This window comes from Ensifer sp. (genome assembly GCF_035999185.1).
Lineage (GTDB): Bacteria > Pseudomonadota > Alphaproteobacteria > Rhizobiales > Rhizobiaceae > Ensifer.
The window spans coordinates 1-16,472 of record NZ_DASYHB010000075.1 but is presented as its reverse complement, the minus strand read 5'-3'; the positions used below and the strand labels follow the sequence as shown (position 1 = coordinate 16,472).

The 16,472-nt window shown below is 63.5% G+C and carries 16 protein-coding genes; 4 read left to right on the top strand and 12 right to left on the bottom strand.

Annotation, left to right across the window (positions count from 1 at the left end; translation table 11 throughout):
* The first annotated feature begins 79 nt into the window (after nt 1–79).
* The gene (fsa, locus tag VGO04_RS07505) at nt 80–733 is read left to right on the top strand and encodes a fructose-6-phosphate aldolase (protein ID WP_025425070.1); all 654 of its coding nucleotides are present in this window, start codon (nt 80–82) and stop codon (nt 731–733) included.
* Nucleotides 734–791: 58 nt separating this feature from the next.
* Here the strand turns inward: fsa and VGO04_RS07500 are convergent, their stop codons facing one another.
* Together VGO04_RS07500 and VGO04_RS07495 are read right to left on the bottom strand one after the other, a co-directional pair.
* Complete coding sequence (locus VGO04_RS07500) at nt 792–1,925, bottom strand: AAA family ATPase (RefSeq protein ID WP_327495325.1); 1,134 nt, start codon at nt 1,923–1,925, stop codon at nt 792–794.
* A 76-nt stretch (nt 1,926–2,001) separates the two neighbouring features.
* Nucleotides 2,002–2,925, bottom strand: a complete 924-nt coding sequence (locus VGO04_RS07495) for a GNAT family N-acetyltransferase (RefSeq protein ID WP_327495324.1) — start codon at nt 2,923–2,925, stop codon at nt 2,002–2,004.
* 135 nt (nt 2,926–3,060) lie between these two features.
* On the opposite strand from VGO04_RS07495, the gene VGO04_RS07490 reads away from it, so the two are divergent.
* Nucleotides 3,061–3,996 carry a tyrosine recombinase XerC gene (locus VGO04_RS07490; protein ID WP_327495323.1) on the top strand — a complete coding sequence of 312 codons (936 nt, stop codon included), beginning with the start codon at nt 3,061–3,063 and terminating at the stop codon, nt 3,994–3,996.
* 92 nt (nt 3,997–4,088) lie between these two features.
* Nucleotides 4,089–5,174, top strand: a complete 1,086-nt coding sequence (locus VGO04_RS07485) for a TraB/GumN family protein (protein WP_327495322.1) — start codon at nt 4,089–4,091, stop codon at nt 5,172–5,174.
* Nucleotides 5,175–5,273: 99 nt separating this feature from the next.
* Here the strand turns inward: VGO04_RS07485 and VGO04_RS07480 are convergent, their stop codons facing one another.
* Complete coding sequence (locus VGO04_RS07480) at nt 5,274–5,753, bottom strand: DUF2867 domain-containing protein (protein WP_327495321.1); 480 nt, start codon at nt 5,751–5,753, stop codon at nt 5,274–5,276.
* A gap of 217 nt (nt 5,754–5,970) precedes the next feature.
* On the opposite strand from VGO04_RS07480, the gene VGO04_RS07475 reads away from it, so the two are divergent.
* Nucleotides 5,971–6,465: an acyl-CoA thioesterase gene (locus VGO04_RS07475; protein WP_327495320.1), complete on the top strand. Its 495-nt coding sequence runs from the start codon at nt 5,971–5,973 to the stop codon at nt 6,463–6,465.
* Between the two features lie 153 nt (nt 6,466–6,618).
* On the opposite strand, the gene lpdA is transcribed toward VGO04_RS07475, so the two are convergent.
* The 9 genes from lpdA to sucD form a co-directional block, all read right to left on the bottom strand.
* Complete coding sequence (lpdA, locus tag VGO04_RS07470; protein WP_327495319.1) at nt 6,619–8,025, bottom strand: dihydrolipoyl dehydrogenase; 1,407 nt, start codon at nt 8,023–8,025, stop codon at nt 6,619–6,621.
* A 25-nt stretch (nt 8,026–8,050) separates the two neighbouring features.
* Nucleotides 8,051–8,803 (bottom strand): SDR family oxidoreductase, encoded by a 753-nt coding sequence (locus VGO04_RS07465; protein WP_327495318.1) that lies wholly within the window; start codon nt 8,801–8,803, stop codon nt 8,051–8,053.
* Nucleotides 8,800–9,300, bottom strand: coding sequence for a hypothetical protein (locus tag VGO04_RS07460; RefSeq protein ID WP_327495317.1), 501 nt, complete (start codon nt 9,298–9,300; stop codon nt 8,800–8,802). Before VGO04_RS07460 ends, VGO04_RS07465 begins: the two co-directional genes overlap by 4 nt.
* A gap of 2 nt (nt 9,301–9,302) precedes the next feature.
* Nucleotides 9,303–9,944, bottom strand: a complete 642-nt coding sequence (locus VGO04_RS07455; RefSeq protein ID WP_327495316.1) for a LysE family translocator — start codon at nt 9,942–9,944, stop codon at nt 9,303–9,305.
* Nucleotides 9,941–10,366, bottom strand: a complete 426-nt coding sequence (locus tag VGO04_RS07450; protein ID WP_327495315.1) for a VOC family protein — start codon at nt 10,364–10,366, stop codon at nt 9,941–9,943. Before VGO04_RS07450 ends, VGO04_RS07455 begins: the two co-directional genes overlap by 4 nt.
* Before the next feature lie 33 nt (nt 10,367–10,399).
* Nucleotides 10,400–10,813: an MAPEG family protein gene (locus VGO04_RS07445; protein ID WP_327495314.1), complete on the bottom strand. Its 414-nt coding sequence runs from the start codon at nt 10,811–10,813 to the stop codon at nt 10,400–10,402.
* A gap of 154 nt (nt 10,814–10,967) precedes the next feature.
* Complete coding sequence (gene odhB / locus VGO04_RS07440) at nt 10,968–12,200, bottom strand: 2-oxoglutarate dehydrogenase complex dihydrolipoyllysine-residue succinyltransferase (protein ID WP_327495313.1); 1,233 nt, start codon at nt 12,198–12,200, stop codon at nt 10,968–10,970.
* Between the two features lie 56 nt (nt 12,201–12,256).
* Nucleotides 12,257–15,253 carry a 2-oxoglutarate dehydrogenase E1 component gene (locus VGO04_RS07435; protein WP_327495312.1) on the bottom strand — a complete coding sequence of 999 codons (2,997 nt, stop codon included), beginning with the start codon at nt 15,251–15,253 and terminating at the stop codon, nt 12,257–12,259.
* Between the two features lie 246 nt (nt 15,254–15,499).
* Complete coding sequence (sucD, locus tag VGO04_RS07430) at nt 15,500–16,402, bottom strand: succinate--CoA ligase subunit alpha (RefSeq protein ID WP_327495311.1); 903 nt, start codon at nt 16,400–16,402, stop codon at nt 15,500–15,502.
* Between the last annotated feature and the right edge of the window lie 70 nt (nt 16,403–16,472).

Here is a 16,472-nt window from a genome sequence, read left to right as displayed (position 1 = left end):
CGCGCGCGATCTCTGCCAACGGAATTCCTCCCCGGTAGATATGCGCCGAACGGCAATCGTGCCCCAAGGGAGTGACCCCATGAAATTTTTCGTTGATACCGCCGACGTCAAGGAAATCCGCGAGCTGAACGATCTCGGCCTTCTCGATGGCGTCACCACCAACCCGTCGCTGATCCTGAAGTCGGGCCGCGACATCACGGAAGTCACGAAGGAAATCTGCGGCATCGTCGAGGGCCCGGTTTCGGCTGAAGTGACCGCAACCGAATACGCCGAGATGATGAAGGAAGCGGCTGTCCTTTCGAAGATCGCCGACAACATCTGCATCAAGCTGCCGCTGACGCTCGACGGCCTCAAGGCCTGCAAGGCGCTGACCTCGGACGGCCACCAGACCAACGTGACGCTGTGCTTCTCGGCCAACCAGGCGCTGCTCGCCGCCAAGGCCGGCGCGACCTTCGTTTCGCCCTTCGTCGGCCGCCTCGACGACATCGCCTTCGACGGCATGGACCTGATCCGCGAAATCCGCCACATCTTCGACAACTACGGCTACGAGACCGAAATCCTCGCGGCCTCGATCCGCACCGTCAACCACGTCAAGGAAGCCGCCCTCATCGGCGCCGACGTCGTCACCGCACCGCCGGCAACGCTGAAGGCACTGGTCAAGCACCCGCTGACCGACAAGGGCCTGGAAACCTTCCTCGCCGACTGGGCCAAGACCGGCCAGAAGATCGCCTGATCTGTTCGGAAATACTTGGAAAAAGCCCCGCAGCGATGTGGGGCTTTTTTGTTGCCCGCTATTCGTCGTCGTCCATCAGCCCGGTCAGCCGCATGCCGTCGATCCAGGTGGCGCTGTCCTTGCGGATCACCCGGCGCGGACGGATGCCTGAGCGTTGGCGCACTTCGTCGGCCAGCCGCTCCGAATGGGTGACGATCCAGATCTGGCTCTCTTTGGAGGCGCTGGCGATCATATCGGCAAGCGCCGGCAGCATGTCCGGATGCAGGCTCGTCTCAGGCTCGTTGAGCGCGATGAAGCGGGGGCGGCGATAGGACAAAAGCGCGGCCGCGAGCGCCAGGAACCGCATCTGCCCATCGGAAAGCTCGCGCGGCGAAAACGGCCTATTGGGAAAATCCGGGAAAACCAACGAAAACTCGGCGAATTGGCCCGGCTCGGGAACCTCCAGGCGTGCGCCACTGAAGGCATCGGCGACCGCGCGATCGAGATCGACCGTATCCTCGCGCGTGTGCCTCAGCGTCGCAAAGACCGCCGCCATGTTGACGCCGGTCTCGTCGAGCATCGGCGCGGTCACGGCAAGGCAAGGCAGCCGCAGCGGCGAATCGCGATCGGTTCGAAAACCGTGAAAGAAGCGCCACTGGTCGACCGCGCGTCGGAAGGTTCCGACCTCCGGATAGTGGCCGGCATCGCCGAGCAACGAGATCGCCGTCTCCGATGTCAGCGCCTGCTCGGGATAGTCTTCCATCCGCCCGCGCTCGCCGCGCACGAAGATGCCCGGTCCCGACCGCTTCATCATTGTCACCGGCCGGCGGCCCGTCTCGACCGTCAGTTCCTCTTCTTTGACCTGCGGCTCATAGGCGAAACCAGCCGCGGCTACGGGTGGACGCAGTCCCGCCTCGATGCGGTAACGGAAGGTGATCGCGCGCTCCTCGTCCAGAAGCTCGGTTTCAAGCCGGATGCGTGCGGGCTTGTCGGCGCGGCGTCGGCCGCTCCAGAGCGCCGAAGACATGCCGCCCTCTTCCGCGATCTCGCGCGCCAGCGTACCGCGTGACGCCGACTGGATCAGTTGAAGCGCACGATAGAGGTTGGATTTTCCGACACCGTTCTCGCCGATGAACAGGTTGACCCCGGTCAGGTCCATGCGGATCGACCTCAACGAGCGATAGTTTTCGGCAAACATGGATTGTAGCAGCATGGACCAGACCTAACCGATCCACCGCCCAACGTGAAGTCGCGAAGGATCGTTGCTGGCGCACGCCGCGGCGACAACCTTAAATCGCCGTCCCCAGTTGCAGCTTCGGCTGAAAGCGCGCGTCCGCGTCGGCTGCAAGCTCGAACACCGTGTGCCGTTCAAGCGCCTTCGTCACCTCGCCCGCCTCGCCCTCGAGCGCTTCCGGCGGGATCAGGTTGCCAATGCGGAAATCGAAGAGGTCGCCCTTTTTGTTGAGCAGTTCGTGGAACACGGTCATGTCACGCAGCTCGGTCGACCACTTGGCAAACCAGTAGAACAGGCCGGAATTGCGAGCGCTCATATGGACGGGGAGAATCGGCAGGCCATACTTGCGCGCAAACCCCACCGCCGACGTCTTCCATGGCCGCTCGTTGAGGCAGCCGTCCGCCCAGTAGGCGATGCGCCCGGACGGAAAGAGCACCGTCGCCTTGCCCTCGCCGATCGCCCGGTTGGTCACCTGCAGCGTCTCGCGCGCCTTCAGTTTGCTCTTGTATTCCTCGCGCCATTCGACCGGGATGACCATCTCGACGAAGCGCGGATTGACGCGGATGGCGTCGCGATTGGCGAAGAACATCATGTCCGGCCGCCGCGTCTTGAGCAGATCGAAGACAGCGATGCCATCGGCAATGCCGGTCGGATGGTTGCTGACGAGCAGGAAGCCGCCCTTGGCCGGAATGCGCTCGGGGCGATCAACCCGCACCTCCAGCGAAAGCAGCGAACTTAGATGTTCGAAAGCGTGAAAGCCCGGCATGTTGGCGACCGCATCGGCGAACTCGTGCGCCTTGCGATAGTTCAGCAACGCGTAGAGGAAGGGCCGCATCAACGGCCACAGCGGGCTCTTGACGATCCGTTGGCCACGCTCGGCAATCAGGGTGTCGACGATGTGGCCAGGCTGCCCCTGGGAGACCAGGGCGATTACTTCAGCAAAATGCGCGATTCCGTTCACCGAATCCCGTCCCGCCATAGTCCAATCCGTTTGTTTGCGGCTGACCATCGCAATTCTATATGATCGAAGAATGACAAATTCCAAGGGCGCATTAGCAAATACATAAGATGCGTCAGGGCATTGTCGCCGATGGACAAAACCAGGAAAACGACAATGAACGAGCTCCTTGTCATCGGCCATCCGGAGCTGCTCGCAGAGCGCCAGCGCTGGCTCGACGGGCTGATGCGCGAGCGCCGCCTCTCGGACAATACGGTCGAGGCCTATGAGCGCGACACGCGCCAGTTCCTGACGTTTCTGACCGGCCATCTCGCCGGACCGCCTGAGCTTTCCGACATTCGGACGCTGAGGCCGGCCGACCTGCGCGGCTTTCTTGCCCAGCGCCGCAAGGGCGGCGCCGGTGCCCGCACGCTCGGTCGCGGGCTCGCCGGCTTGCGCTCGTTCCTGCGCTATCTCGAACGCAACGGCCTGGCCAACGCAGCCGGGGCTGCAGCCGTGCGTGCGCCAAAGCAGCCGAAATCCCTGCCCAAGCCGCTGACCGATCGCGAAGCTTTGAACGTCGTGACATCGGAGGCACAGCTTGCCGAGGAACCGTGGATCGCCGCACGCAATGCGGCGGTGCTGACCCTGCTCTACGGCTGCGGCCTGCGCATCTCCGAAGCACTCGGGCTGACCCCGGGTGATTTCGCCGGCGCGCCGTCGTCGCTGCGCATTCTCGGCAAAGGCGGCAAGACGCGTATCGTGCCTTTGATCGACGCTGCCCGCGAGACGGTCACCACCTATTTGAAGCTCTGCCCCTACAATCCCGCGACCGACGCACCGCTGTTTCTTGGCGCGCGCGGCGCCAAGCTGCAGCCGGCCATCATCCAGCGCGAAATGCAGAAGTTGCGCGGTGCCCTTGGCCTGCCGGATACCGCCACGCCGCATGCTCTGCGTCACTCCTTCGCCACGCATCTGCTTGCCGGCGGCGGCGACCTCAGGACCATCCAGGAACTGCTCGGCCATGCAAGCCTGTCGACGACCCAGGTCTATACCGGCGTCGATTCGGCCCGGCTTCTCGAGATCTACGACCGCGCCCATCCGCGCGCCTGATTTTCGGCGAACGATTGGATTAACCATGGCTCTTAAGGAAGCCGTGACCGGCGCGCGCATAGACTCGCGCCTCCGACTGTCGGGGAAGAACGATGACCGCCTTTGCGAGACCTGATCGAAACCTGCCGCGCAATCTTTTTGCCCGGCTCGCCGATGGCGCGTTATGGCTGTTTGCCCTGCTGCATGTCGTGCTCGCCGCCAGTCTCGTCGTCACTCTCCTGTTCGTCGCCGATGCCGATGCTGCCGAAGTGGAATGCGGTGGCTCGAACGTCCTGACCGCCCTTGCCAAGTCGGATCCGGCAAAGCTTGCGAGCCTCCAAGCGGAAGCCGCGGCCATCCCAAACAGCAAGGGCATTTTCTGGAAGATCGAGAAAGATGGCATTCCACCGTCCTGGCTGCTCGGCACCATGCATGTCACTGATCCGCGCGTGCTTGCCCTGCCGCCCGAAGCCCCGAGCGCCTTTGCGGCGGCCTCGACCGTCATCGTCGAATCGGACGAGATTCTTGACGACAAGAAATCGGCAGCCGCGATCCTGATGCGGCCCGACCTCACCATGTTTCCGGACAACAAGACCATCGCCGATTTTCTGAAGCCCGGCGATCGCGAGACGCTGGAAGCCGGCCTCAAGGCGCGCGGCATCCCGCTGACGCTCGTTGCCCGCATGAAACCCTGGATGATCGCAAGCTTCGTCGCGCTGCCCGCCTGCGAAATCTCCCGCAAGGCCGCCGGCGCCTCCTTCCTCGACAAGAAGATCGCCGAGGACGCGGTCAGCCAGGGCAAGACGCTGAAGGGCCTGGAGACGCTGGTCGAGCAGCTCTCGGCAATGGATTCGCTTCCGACCGAATTGCACCTGCGCGCGCTGATCGAGACGCTGGCGCTCGGCAAGACGATCGATGACGTCTTTGCAACCATGACCGATCTCTATCTCTCGGGCGACACCGGCATGATCATGCCGATGATGAAGGCGGTGTCGGACAAGACTGCCGAGGATTTCGGCTATGCCGATTTCGAGCAGCGCATCATCGTCGACCGCAACAGGATCATGGCGACACGCGCCGAGCCGATCCTCGATAAAGGCGGCGCCTTCATGGCCGTCGGCGCCTTGCACCTTCCAGGCAAGGAAGGCCTGGTCGAACTGCTGCGCGCCGAGGGCTTCGGCGTTACGCGCGCCAACTGACGGATTTGGTCGACCGGATCCGGCGGCAGCTTCAGCGCAGCGCCCCCACATGAGAGGCTGCTTCGGGGCTGAAGACCGAATTCTGTCAGATGCGATAGGTCAGCGCCCCGACCTGCCGACCCCCTCAAGCAGCGTTGGCACGATCATCTTGTGAAACGGCATGACCGCCGCCAGATAGACACGTCCGAGCGCGTTGTGTCGGCGGATCAGGGTCGTGACACCGACGATCTGGTTGACCGCTGACCCTGCCCTGACATCAACGACGATGCGAAAATCGAGATGCTTGTCATCAAGCCCCAGCACCACCTCGTCATCGCTCTTTTCCAGAACCGGAAAGGCTCCGACCAATCCCAGGCGACCCGGACCGGGAGCCGCCGTCTTCAGGCCGATGATCGAGACGGCACCGTTGCGTATCCGTAGCAGGTTGCGGACCCAGCGGGGTGAGCGACCAAGCGACCGCTCGGCGGCCTCCGCAGCCGTCATTCCCTTGCCGTCGAGGGCCAGCTCGAAGCGATCGGCCCAGTCGGCATTCGGAAGGTGCCGGTTCGGCAGCGGCGCGGCAACGGCTCTCGGTTTCATGGTTCCTCCAGGCGTGTCAGGCATCATCGATCCTGCGTAGGGCCAAATGATCGCGCGCCCTGCCGCCGCTGCACAGGCCGCCGCTTGTCGCAGGCCTCGGGCCAATCGTCACACCCGGTATCGGTGCGGCCAGCAAGACCACCCTTCCCTTCGCTGTCGCAAGCCCGCATAACTCCGATCAGACGTCGACAATCGCATCCAGGCCAGGAGATGAACCATGGAACACAGCCATGACCCGCGTGAACTCGAAATGGTCGTCCTGATGACGCCCGACATGGCGAACTTCAGCGGCAAGGTCCATGGCGGCGCGCTGCTCAACCTGCTCGACCGCGTGGCATTCTCCTGCGCCTCGCGCTATTCGCAGCAATATGCCGTGACGCTGTCGGTCGACCAGGTGACCTTTCGCCAGCCTATCCAGGTCGGCGAGCTCGTGACCTTCCGTGCGGCCGTCAACAATGCCGGTCGGACCTCGATGGAAATCGGCATCCGCGTCGAAGCGGAGAACATCCGCAGCGGCGAGCGCCGCCACACCAATTCCTGTTATTTCACCATGGTCGCCGTCGATGCCGAAGGCAGCCCGACACCCGTTCCGACCCTCCTGACCGACACTGCCGATCGCAAGCGCCGGCAGCGCGCCGCCGAAGCACGCCGCAGCCTCAGGCGCGAGTTCGAGGAGCGCTTCCACGCGGTCCGGTCTGCTTCGGAGGAATAAGCGAGCACCCGCGTCAGAGACGAAAAAACCGCGACGGCAAAGTCGTGCGCGGACGGGAACAAGCGGACAGGGGCCGCAACGACAGTCGGATTGTGCTCGATTTGCCGACTGGAACGAGAGGGCCGCGTTTGCCGCAGCCCTCTCGCATGATCCTTACATGTGGATCGGCTTGAAGAAGGTCGACAGAGCCGCTTCCTTCACAGCTTCCGACATGGTCGGATGCGCGTGGCAGGTGCGGCCGAGGTCTTCCGACGAGCCGCCGAATTCCATCAGAACGGCGATCTCGTGGATCATCTCGCCGGCGCCGAAGCCGACGATGTGGCCGCCGAGCACCTTGTCGGTTTCCTTGTCGGCAAGAATCTTGACGAAACCATCGGTGGCGAGCATGGCGCGCGCACGGCCATTGGCGGTGAAGGGGAACTTGCCGACCTTGTAGGCGACGCCCGCAGCCTTCAGTTCTTCCTCGGTCTTGCCGACGGAGGCGACTTCCGGCTGGGTGTAGACCACGCTCGGGATGACGTCGTAGTTCACGTGGCCGGCCTGGCCGGCGAGGATCTCGGCAACCGCCACGCCTTCGTCTTCCGCCTTGTGGGCGAGCATCGGGCCGCGCACGACGTCACCGATCGCGTAGATGCCGGCAACGCTCGTCTGGAAGTGATGGTCGATCTCGACACGGCCGCGCTGGTCCATGACAACGCCGGCCTTGTCGAGGCCAAGACCGTCCGTATAGGGCTTGCGGCCGGTGGCAATCAGCACGACGTCGGCTTGGAGCGTCTGGGCGTCGCCACCCTTGACCGGCTCGAAGGTCACCTTGGCGCCCTTGCCGTCCTTGACCACGCCCGTCACCTTGGCGCCGAGCTTGAAGTCCATGCCCTGCTTGGCCAGCATGCGCTGGAACTGCTTGGCGACGTCGCCGTCCATGCCGCCGAGGATGGTGTCGAGATATTCGACAACCGTGACCTTGGCGCCGAGGCGGGCCCAGACCGAGCCGAGTTCGAGGCCGATGACACCGCCGCCGACGACGATCATGTTGGCCGGAACCTTTTCAAGCGCGATACCGCCGGTGGACGAAACGATCACCTTCTCGTCGATGTCGACCTGAACGCCCGGAATGCCGGCGACGTCCGAGCCGGTGGCGATCACGATGTTCTTGGTTTCGAGGATCTGCTCCTCGCCCTTGTCGTTGGTGACGGAAACCTTGCCCTGGCCGAGCACCTTGCCGGTGCCCTGGATGCCGTCGATCTTGTTCTTCTTGAACAGGAACGAAACACCGTCGACGTTGGACTTAACGGTCGCGTCCTTGTGCGCCATCATCTTTTCGAGGTTCAGCTTCGGCGCGGCAACCTCGACGCCGAGCGCGTCGACGCCGTGAGCGACCTGATGGAACATCTCGGAGGCATGCAGCAGCGCCTTCGAAGGGATGCAGCCGATGTTGAGGCAAGTGCCGCCATAGGTGGCGCGCTTCTCGACGACGGCCACCTTCAGGCCGAGCTGTGCCGCCTTGATGGCGCAGACATAGCCGCCGGGGCCGCTGCCGATAACGATGAGATCATATGACATTTTGTTGTCCTTCCTTCAGGGGCGGTTACCGCCCGCCGCTGACATTGAGAATTGCTCCCGTCACATAAGTCGCCTTGTCCGACAGGAGGTAGAGAACCGCGTCAGCGACTTCCTCGGCGGTGCCGGGTCGCTGGACGGGAATGGTGTGGGCAAGATCACGGGCGCGATCCGGCAGGCCGCCGGAGGCGTGGATCTCGGTATCGATGATCCCAGGGCGAACCGCGTTGACCCGAATGCCCTCGGCCGCAACCTCGCGCGAAAGGCCTACCGTGAAGGTGTCGATCGCGCCCTTGGAGGCGGCGTAGTCGACATATTGCGCCGACGAGCCGAGCACGGCAGCCATCGAGGAGATGTTGACGATGACGCCGCCGTTGCCGCCGTAGCGTGTCGACATGCGCCTGACAGCTTCGGCAGCACAGCGGATCGAGCCGGTGATGTTGATGCGGAACATGCGCTCCAGCCGATCGACGGACATTTCGTCGACGCGGGCCGTCTGACCGACAATGCCGGCATTGTTGACGAGGCCGTCCAGCCGGCCGAAGGCGGCATCGACGGCGGCAAAGATCGCCAGGATATCGGTTTCGGAGCCGACGTCGCCCTGAACCGCGATCGCCTCGCCGCCGGCCCTCTTGATGGCATCGACAACCGCATCGGCCGCGCCACGGTTCGTGGCAAAATTGACCGCGACGCGCCAGCCTGCTTTTGCAGCACCAAGGCAGATAGCCGCACCGATGCCGCGGCTGCCGCCGGTCACGAGGAGAACGGGGTTTTGGCTCATGCGGCGCATCCCTTGAACACGAAGGCATCCCAGCTGTCGGCGTCCGCCTTGCCCTTGCCCCAGGCCTTCGACGCCCGCAGCGACGGCCCGAAATCGGGAAGCAGAAGCTGTGCTGCCGCAGGCTCGCTTTCGGCGGGGATTTCACTGACCGCACCCGCCTTGTCGAGCGCATAGACGACACCCTGCCACACCGTGCAGGCGCGCAGTTCCTCGCCGGTTGCGTCACCTTCCGGGCAATTGTGCATGATCAACCCGGTCGCGCGCTCCGGTTCACCCGCCGGCATCACGACACCGTCGAGTAGCAGGCCGGGCTTCAAAACCGCCACCTTGAAATGGTTGCTGGTCGCCGCACTCGCCGAACCGACCGGCTCGAAACGCAATTCGTAGCCGCCGTCACGATCGGCATAGATTGCGTGCGACTGCTTGCAATCGGCAGTGGCAGCCGGCGCGGCGAGCGCGCTTGCCAACAAGATCAATGCGGGGCGACTGGAGACCATGATCAGGCAGCCCTCTCCGTCGCGAGCTTCAGGCCGAGCGCGATGAAGACCACGCCGCTCGCGCGGTCGATCCACTTGCTGGCGCGCGTGAAGGCGGCGCGCATGCGCGGCGTCGTCATGAACAGGCTGACGCCGACGAACCACAGGATCAGGCAGGTGGCCATGACGAGGCCATAGCTGAACTTGACGAGGATCGGCGTGTGCGCGCTGACGACCGTCGAGAAGATCGACAGGAAGAAGAACACCGGCTTCGGGTTGAGCGCGTTTGCGGCAAAGCCGAGGCCGAAGGCCTTGGCGGCCGACTGGCCCTTGGCCCGCTCATTGCCGTCCGCGCGCTCCACCTTGATCTCGGTCTGGCCGGCGCGCAGTGCCTTGATGCCGATATAGATCAGGTAAGCGACGCCGCACCATTTGACGATGTTGAAGAGGTAGATCGACTGCGAAATGATCAATCCGAGGCCGAGGATCGTATAGGTCACATGAAACATCAGCGATGAGCCGATGCCGAAGGACGTGATGATCGCCGGTCGGCGGCCATGCACGATCGACTGGCGCATGACCATGGCCAGGTCGGCGCCGGGAGAAACGATGGCAAAGGCAAAGATTGCCATCAGCGATGCAAGCTCGAAAAGATATTGGCTCATGATTGTGCGACCGGTGCGTTGAAGGCCCAGACGTGGCCGAAGGGATCCTTGATGCGCGCGTAGCGTGCGTGCCAGAAGGTATCCTGCGGCTCCAGCACTGTCGATGCCCCGGCAGCGATGGCCTTTGCATAGGCGGCATCGACATCTCCTGGGTTCGGCAGGTTGATGCTGATTGCAATGCCCGTGCCGCCGATCGTCGCCGGCGACAGCACGCTGCCGCCGAATTCCGGGAACTCGTCATGCAGCATGACCTCGCCGCCATAGATGGCGAGATTGGCGTGCATGACGCGTTTGCCATCCTCGGCCATCGCGTGGAACGTGTTCACCGCACCGAGCGCCTTCTTATAGAAGCCGATGGCGGCAAGTCCGTCCTTGACGCAGATATGCGCCTGGATCGGCGGAACATTGGGTCCGAATGCCATTGGACGGTCTCCTCTAGCGCAACAGCAGCGGCGTCAGGCCATCAGCCGCACGATCATCAGCACCAGCGCGATGATCGAAACGAACCAGACGAGCGTGCGCAGCACGGGAACGCCGGCCACATAGAGCAGGGTGTAGACAATCCGTGCGATCAGCCACGTCACGGCGCCGGTCGCGCCGAGACCGCCGGTCTTGCCCGTCACCACCAGCGCAAGCGCAAGCGCGACGAACACGGGATAGGTCTCCAGCATGTTACGCAGCGAGCGCAGCAACCGTCCTGCAATAATGCTCTTTGGGACCTTCTGCTCGTCACGCGGACCGAGCAGGTATTTGAAACCGAGGTCGTGGGCGAGATCGAGTGACGTCGCCTGCACGATGATATGGACGAGAAGGAATACGGCGCTCCAGCCGATCACCCAGATTTCCGTCGACGCTGCTGCAGCTTCCATGACCCCTCGCAAAAATCAGGCCCAGTTTAGATCAGTCTGACAGCTCCGGCCGGGCGCATTGCGCGGCAAACCGGTCGGCGATGGCTTACCATCGCTGCCGCCGTTTCAAGCGGCGATGCATGGGGGCGCCGAGGCACCCCCATGCTCAACAATCTTAGAGGTCGAGAACCAGGCGTTCCGGATCCTCGAGGCTTTCCTTGACGCGGACGAGGAAGGTCACGGCTTCCTTGCCGTCGACGATACGGTGATCGTAGGAGAGCGCGAGATACATCATCGGACGGATGACGACCTGGCCGCCGATGGCGACCGGACGGTCCTGGATCTTGTGCATGCCGAGGATGCCCGACTGCGGCGCGTTCAGGATCGGCGAGGACATCAGCGAGCCGTAGACACCACCGTTGGAGATGGTGAAGGTGCCGCCCTGCATGTCGGCCATCGACAGCGCGCCGTCACGGGCAGCCTTGCCGAGGCGACCGATATCCTTCTCGATTTCGGCGATCGACATCTGGTCGGCATCGCGAACGATCGGAACGACAAGACCCTTGTCGGTACCGACGGCGACGCCGATGTGGCAGTAGTTCTTGTAGATGATGTCGGTGCCGTCGATCTCGGCGTTGACAGCCGGGATTTCCTTCAGCGCATGGGTGACGGCCTTGGTGAAGAAGCCCATGAAGCCGAGCTTCACGCCATGCTTCTTTTCAAAGATGTCCTTGTACTTGTTGCGCAGCGACATGACGGCGCTCATGTCCACCTCGTTGTAGGTGGTGAGCATGGCGGCGGTGTTCTGTGCGTCCTTGAGGCGACGCGCGATCGTCTGGCGCAGGCGGGTCATCTTGACGCGCTCTTCGCGAACGACGTCTTCGGCGGTCGACGGCGCACGGGCCTGGACCTTGGCCGGCTCGGAAGCGGCCGGCGTCGAGATGCCCTTGGCGACGGCCGCAAGCACGTCACCCTTCAGCACCTGGCCACGCTTGCCCGAACCGTCGATCTGGTCGGCTGACAGGTTGTTTTCGGCCAGCAGCTTGCCGGCCGACGGTGCCGGCGGCATCGAAGACGGAGCCGATACGGCAGCGGCAGCCGGAGCAGCCGGAGCGGCAGCAGCCGGATCGGCCTTCTTCTCAGCGGCCGCAGCCGGGGCGGCCGCAGCAGCGCCGGCGGCGATCTGGCCGAGCAGCGCGCCGAGACCGACGGTCTCGCCGGCCTGTGCAACGATTTCGGAGAGCGTGCCGGCGGCCGGCGCCGGGACTTCGATCGTCACCTTGTCGGTTTCGAGTTCGAGCAGGGGTTCATCGGCCTTGATGGCATCGCCGACCTTCTTGAACCAGGTGCCGACGGTCGCTTCGCTGACGGATTCGCCAAGGGTGGGAACGCGGATTTCTGTTGCCATGATTTTTGTTCCGTTGATCAGATATCTGTTTCTGGTGGCTCAGAGCGAGGGGAGCGTCAGCCCCCCAGCGCGTCCTCGAGGAAGGCGGCAAGCTGCGCCTGGTGCTTCGACGCCAAGCCCGTCGCCGGCGAAGCGGCAGCCGGACGGCCGGTGTAGCGCACGCGCTGATACTTGGCGTCGATATGGGCGAGAACCCATTCGAGGTAAGGATCGATGAACGACCAGGCGCCCATGTTCTTCGGCTCTTCCTGGCACCAGACCATCTCCGCGTTGCGGAAGCGGCTGAGCTCGTTGATCAGCGCCTTGGCCGGGAACGGATAGAGCTGTTCGACGCGCAGCAGGTAGATGTCGTCGATGCCGCGCTTTTCGCGCTCTTCGAGCAGGTCGTAATAGACCTTACCCGAGCAGAGCACGACGCGACGGATCTTGGAATCCTTCTGCAGCTTGATCGGACCGTCCTTGATCACCTCGGCATCGTCCCACAGCAGGCGGTGGAACGAGCTCTCGCCGGCCATTTCCGACAGGCTGGAGATCGCACGCTTGTGGCGCAGCAACGACTTCGGCGTCATCAGGATCAGCGGCTTGCGGAAGTCGCGCTTCACCTGGCGGCGCAGGATGTGGAAGTAGTTCGCCGGCGTCGTGACGTTGGCGACCTGCATGTTGTCTTCCGCGCAAAGTTGCAGGAAGCGCTCGAGGCGGGCCGACGAGTGTTCCGGACCCTGGCCTTCATAGCCGTGCGGCAGCAGGCAGACGAGACCCGACATGCGCAGCCACTTGCGTTCGCCCGACGAGACGAACTGGTCGAAAACGACCTGCGCGCCGTTGGCGAAGTCGCCGAACTGGGCTTCCCAGAGGGTCAGCGCGTTCGGACGGGCCAGCGAATAGCCGTATTCGAAACCGAGCACGGCCTCTTCCGAAAGCATCGAGTTGATGACTTCGTAGCGGGCCTGGGTCGGCGCGAGGTTGGCAAGCGGAATGTAGCGATCTTCCGTCTGCTGGTCGTAGAGCACCGAGTGGCGCTGCGAGAAGGTGCCGCGTTCGCAGTCCTGACCGGACAGACGGATCTTGGTGCCTTCGACGCAGAGCGTGCCGAATGCCAGCGCCTCGGCCATGGCCCAGTCGACACCTTCGCCGGTCTGGATCATGTTGGCGCGGTTTTCCATGAAGCGCTGGATCGTGCGGTGCGCATTGAAGCCCGCCGGGATCTCGGAGATCTTGCGGCCAACTTCCTTGAGCTGCTTCATCGGCACAGAGGTCTTGCCGCGGCGCTGTTCGTCCTGGTTGTCAGCCGAGCGCAGGCCCGACCAGACGCCGTCAAGCCAGTCGGCCTTGTTCGGCTTGTAGGACTGGCCGGCCTCGAACTCCTGTTCGAGGTGGGCGCGCCAGTCGGCCTTCATCTTCTCGACTTCGCCTTCGGTAATCAGGCCTTCGGCGATCAGTCGGTCCGAATAGAGCTGGACGACTGTCTTGTGGGCGCGGATGACCTTGTACATCTTCGGCTGCGTGAACGCCGGCTCGTCGCCTTCGTTGTGGCCGAAGCGGCGGTAGCAGAACATGTCGACGACGACAGGCTTGTGGAACTTCATCCGGAATTCGGTGGCGATCTTGGCCGCGTAGACGACCGCTTCCGGATCGTCGCCGTTGACGTGGAAGATCGGCGCCTCGATCATCTTGGCGACGTCGGACGGATAGGGCGACGAACGCGAGAAGGCCGGATTGGTGGTGAAGCCGATCTGGTTGTTGATGATGAAGTGCACCGTGCCGGCGACGCGGTGACCGCGAAGGCCCGACAGGCCGAGAATTTCGGCAATCACGCCCTGGCCGGCGAAGGCGGCATCGCCATGCAGCAGCAGCGGCATGACCTTCGAGCGTTCGCGCAGCGGAATGATGTCGCCTTCAAAGACGGTCGCCATCTGGTCCTGCTTGGCGCGGGCCTTGCCCATGACCACAGGGTTGACGATCTCAAGGTGCGACGGGTTCGCCGTCAGCGACAGGTGAACCTTGTTGCCGTCGAACTCGCGGTCCGAGGACGCACCGAGGTGGTACTTCACGTCACCGGAACCTTCGACGTCGTCAGGCGCGTAGGAGCCGCCCTTGAACTCGTGGAAGATGGCGCGGTGCGGCTTTGCCATGACCTGGGAAAGAACGTTCAGACGGCCGCGATGGGCCATGCCGAGAACGATTTCCTTGAGGCCTTCCTGGCCGCCGCGCTTGATGATCTGCTCGAGCGCCGGGATCAGCGATTCGCCGCCGTCGAGACCGAAGCGCTTGGTGCCCTTGTACTTGACGTCGATGAACTGCTCGAAGCCTTCCGACTCGATCAGCTTCTGGAGGATCGCCTTCTTGCCCTCGGGCGTGAACTCGACGCCCTTGTCCGGACCTTCGATGCGTTCCTGGATCCAGCCCTTTTCTTCCGGGTTGGACATGTGCATGAATTCGACGCCGATCGTCGAGCAGTAGGTACGTTCGAGGATTTCGACCATCTCGCGCACGGTCGCGTATTCGAGGCCGAGCACGTTGTCGATGAAGATCTTGCGGTCGAGATCCTTGTCCTCAAAACCGTAGTTCGACGGCGAAAGCTCGTTGTAGTCCTCGACCGGAGCGGCAAGGCCGAGCGGGTCGAGCTTGGCGTGCAGGTGACCACGGGCGCGGTAGGCGCGGATCATCATGATGGCGCGGACGGAATCGCGCGTCGCCTGATGGATGTCGGCAGCGCTTGCGACCGTGCCGGTGACAGCGGCGGCTTCTTCAGCCTTCGCCTTGACCTTCTTTTCGATGACCTTCTCGACCGTTCCCCAGTCGCCATCAAGCGCGGAGACGAGTTCGCCGTTCGCCGGAATCGGCCAGTTGCTCTTTTTCCAGGAGGCGCCCTTTGCTGCCTTCACGACATCTTCCGGCCGGTCGGCGAGCGCCTTGAAGAAGGCCTGCCATTCGGGCGACACGGACGCCGGGTCCGCTTCATAGCGTGCTTGGAGCTGCTCGATATAGGCGGCGTTGGCGCCGTCCAGAAAGGATGTGAGCTGGAATTGCTCGTTGGCCTCTTGCCTTGTCATGGTCTCACGCGGACGTTTCCTGTCCGCCTCCTGACTGAAGTTGGGTTGCCGGGTATGCCGGCCGTTCATGTTCGTTCGGCGCGATCGGGCGCCGGGCCTTTTTCCTACGGCGCCGCGCATCGAACGGACGCGCCGAGACCACCGTGGCAGTTCTTCGCCGCACGTCCTGACCTTCATTCAGCCAGGGAAACATGCGGGTTGCAGGTTGCCCGGGCCGGATCGCTCCGGCCCGGGCAGAAGTTCAGATCAGCCCTTGAGGACTTCGACGAGCGTCTTGCCGAGACGGGCCGGCGAAGGCGACACGCGGATGCCTGCCTGCTCCATCGCGGCGATCTTGGATTCCGCATCGCCCTTGCCGCCGGAAACGACAGCCCCTGCGTGACCCATGGTGCGGCCCTTCGGTGCGGTACGGCCCGCGATGAAGCCGGCCATCGGCTTCTTGCGGCCTTTCTTGGCTTCATCGATGAGGAACTGCGCCGCATCCTCTTCGGCCGAGCCGCCGATTTCGCCGATCATGATGATCGAGGTCGTGGCTTCGTCGGCGAGGAACATCTCGAGCACGTCGATGAACTCGGTGCCCTTGACCGGGTCGCCGCCGATGCCGACAGCCGTCGTCTGGCCGAGGCCCTCGTTGGAGGTCTGGAACACGGCTTCATAGGTCAGCGTGCCGGAGCGCGAGACGATGCCGACCGAACCCTTGCGGAAGATCGAGCCCGGCATGATGCCGATCTTGCATTCTTCCGGCGTCAGGATACCGGGGCAGTTCGGGCCGAGCAGGCGCGACTTGGAACGGTCGAGGCGGGCCTTGACGCGCACCATGTCGGCAACCGGAATGCCTTCGGTGATGCAGGTGATGAACGGGATTTCCGCATCGATCGCTTCGATGATCGCGTTCGCGGCACCTGCCGGCGGAACGTAGATCACGGATGCGTCCGCACCGGTCTTCTCACGGCCTTCGGCAACCGACGCGAAGATCGGCAGGCTTTCGCCCTTGGAGCCGGTCCAGGTTTCGCCGCCCTTCTTCGGGTGAATGCCGCCGACCATCTGCGTGCCGTAGTAAGCAAGCGCCTGTTCGGTATGGAAGGTGCCGGTCTTGCCGGTCAGGCCCTGAACGAGGACCTTGGTGTTCTTGTTGACGAGAATCGACATGTGGTCTGGTCCTTCAGTTAGCCGTTGATCGCGGCAACGATCTTCTTGGCAGCGTCGTCCAGATCGTCGG

Coding starts and splice junctions, on each gene's coding strand:
- VGO04_RS07460 (WP_327495317.1), bottom strand. CDS start 9,300: ATGGTCTCCAGTCGCCCCGCATTGATCTTGTTGGCAAGCGCGCTCGCC.
- lpdA (WP_327495319.1), bottom strand. CDS start 8,025: ATGTCATATGATCTCATCGTTATCGGCAGCGGCCCCGGCGGCTATGTC.
- VGO04_RS07445 (WP_327495314.1), bottom strand. CDS start 10,813: ATGGAAGCTGCAGCAGCGTCGACGGAAATCTGGGTGATCGGCTGGAGC.
- VGO04_RS07475 (WP_327495320.1), top strand. CDS start 5,971: ATGGAACACAGCCATGACCCGCGTGAACTCGAAATGGTCGTCCTGATG.
- VGO04_RS07485 (WP_327495322.1), top strand. CDS start 4,089: ATGACCGCCTTTGCGAGACCTGATCGAAACCTGCCGCGCAATCTTTTT.
- fsa (WP_025425070.1), top strand. CDS start 80: ATGAAATTTTTCGTTGATACCGCCGACGTCAAGGAAATCCGCGAGCTG.
- VGO04_RS07450 (WP_327495315.1), bottom strand. CDS start 10,366: ATGGCATTCGGACCCAATGTTCCGCCGATCCAGGCGCATATCTGCGTC.
- VGO04_RS07465 (WP_327495318.1), bottom strand. CDS start 8,803: ATGAGCCAAAACCCCGTTCTCCTCGTGACCGGCGGCAGCCGCGGCATC.
- VGO04_RS07495 (WP_327495324.1), bottom strand. CDS start 2,925: ATGGCGGGACGGGATTCGGTGAACGGAATCGCGCATTTTGCTGAAGTA.
- VGO04_RS07435 (WP_327495312.1), bottom strand. CDS start 15,253: ATGACAAGGCAAGAGGCCAACGAGCAATTCCAGCTCACATCCTTTCTG.
- VGO04_RS07455 (WP_327495316.1), bottom strand. CDS start 9,944: ATGAGCCAATATCTTTTCGAGCTTGCATCGCTGATGGCAATCTTTGCC.
- VGO04_RS07480 (WP_327495321.1), bottom strand. CDS start 5,753: ATGAAACCGAGAGCCGTTGCCGCGCCGCTGCCGAACCGGCACCTTCCG.
- VGO04_RS07490 (WP_327495323.1), top strand. CDS start 3,061: ATGAACGAGCTCCTTGTCATCGGCCATCCGGAGCTGCTCGCAGAGCGC.
- VGO04_RS07500 (WP_327495325.1), bottom strand. CDS start 1,925: ATGCTGCTACAATCCATGTTTGCCGAAAACTATCGCTCGTTGAGGTCG.
- odhB (WP_327495313.1), bottom strand. CDS start 12,200: ATGGCAACAGAAATCCGCGTTCCCACCCTTGGCGAATCCGTCAGCGAA.
- sucD (WP_327495311.1), bottom strand. CDS start 16,402: ATGTCGATTCTCGTCAACAAGAACACCAAGGTCCTCGTTCAGGGCCTG.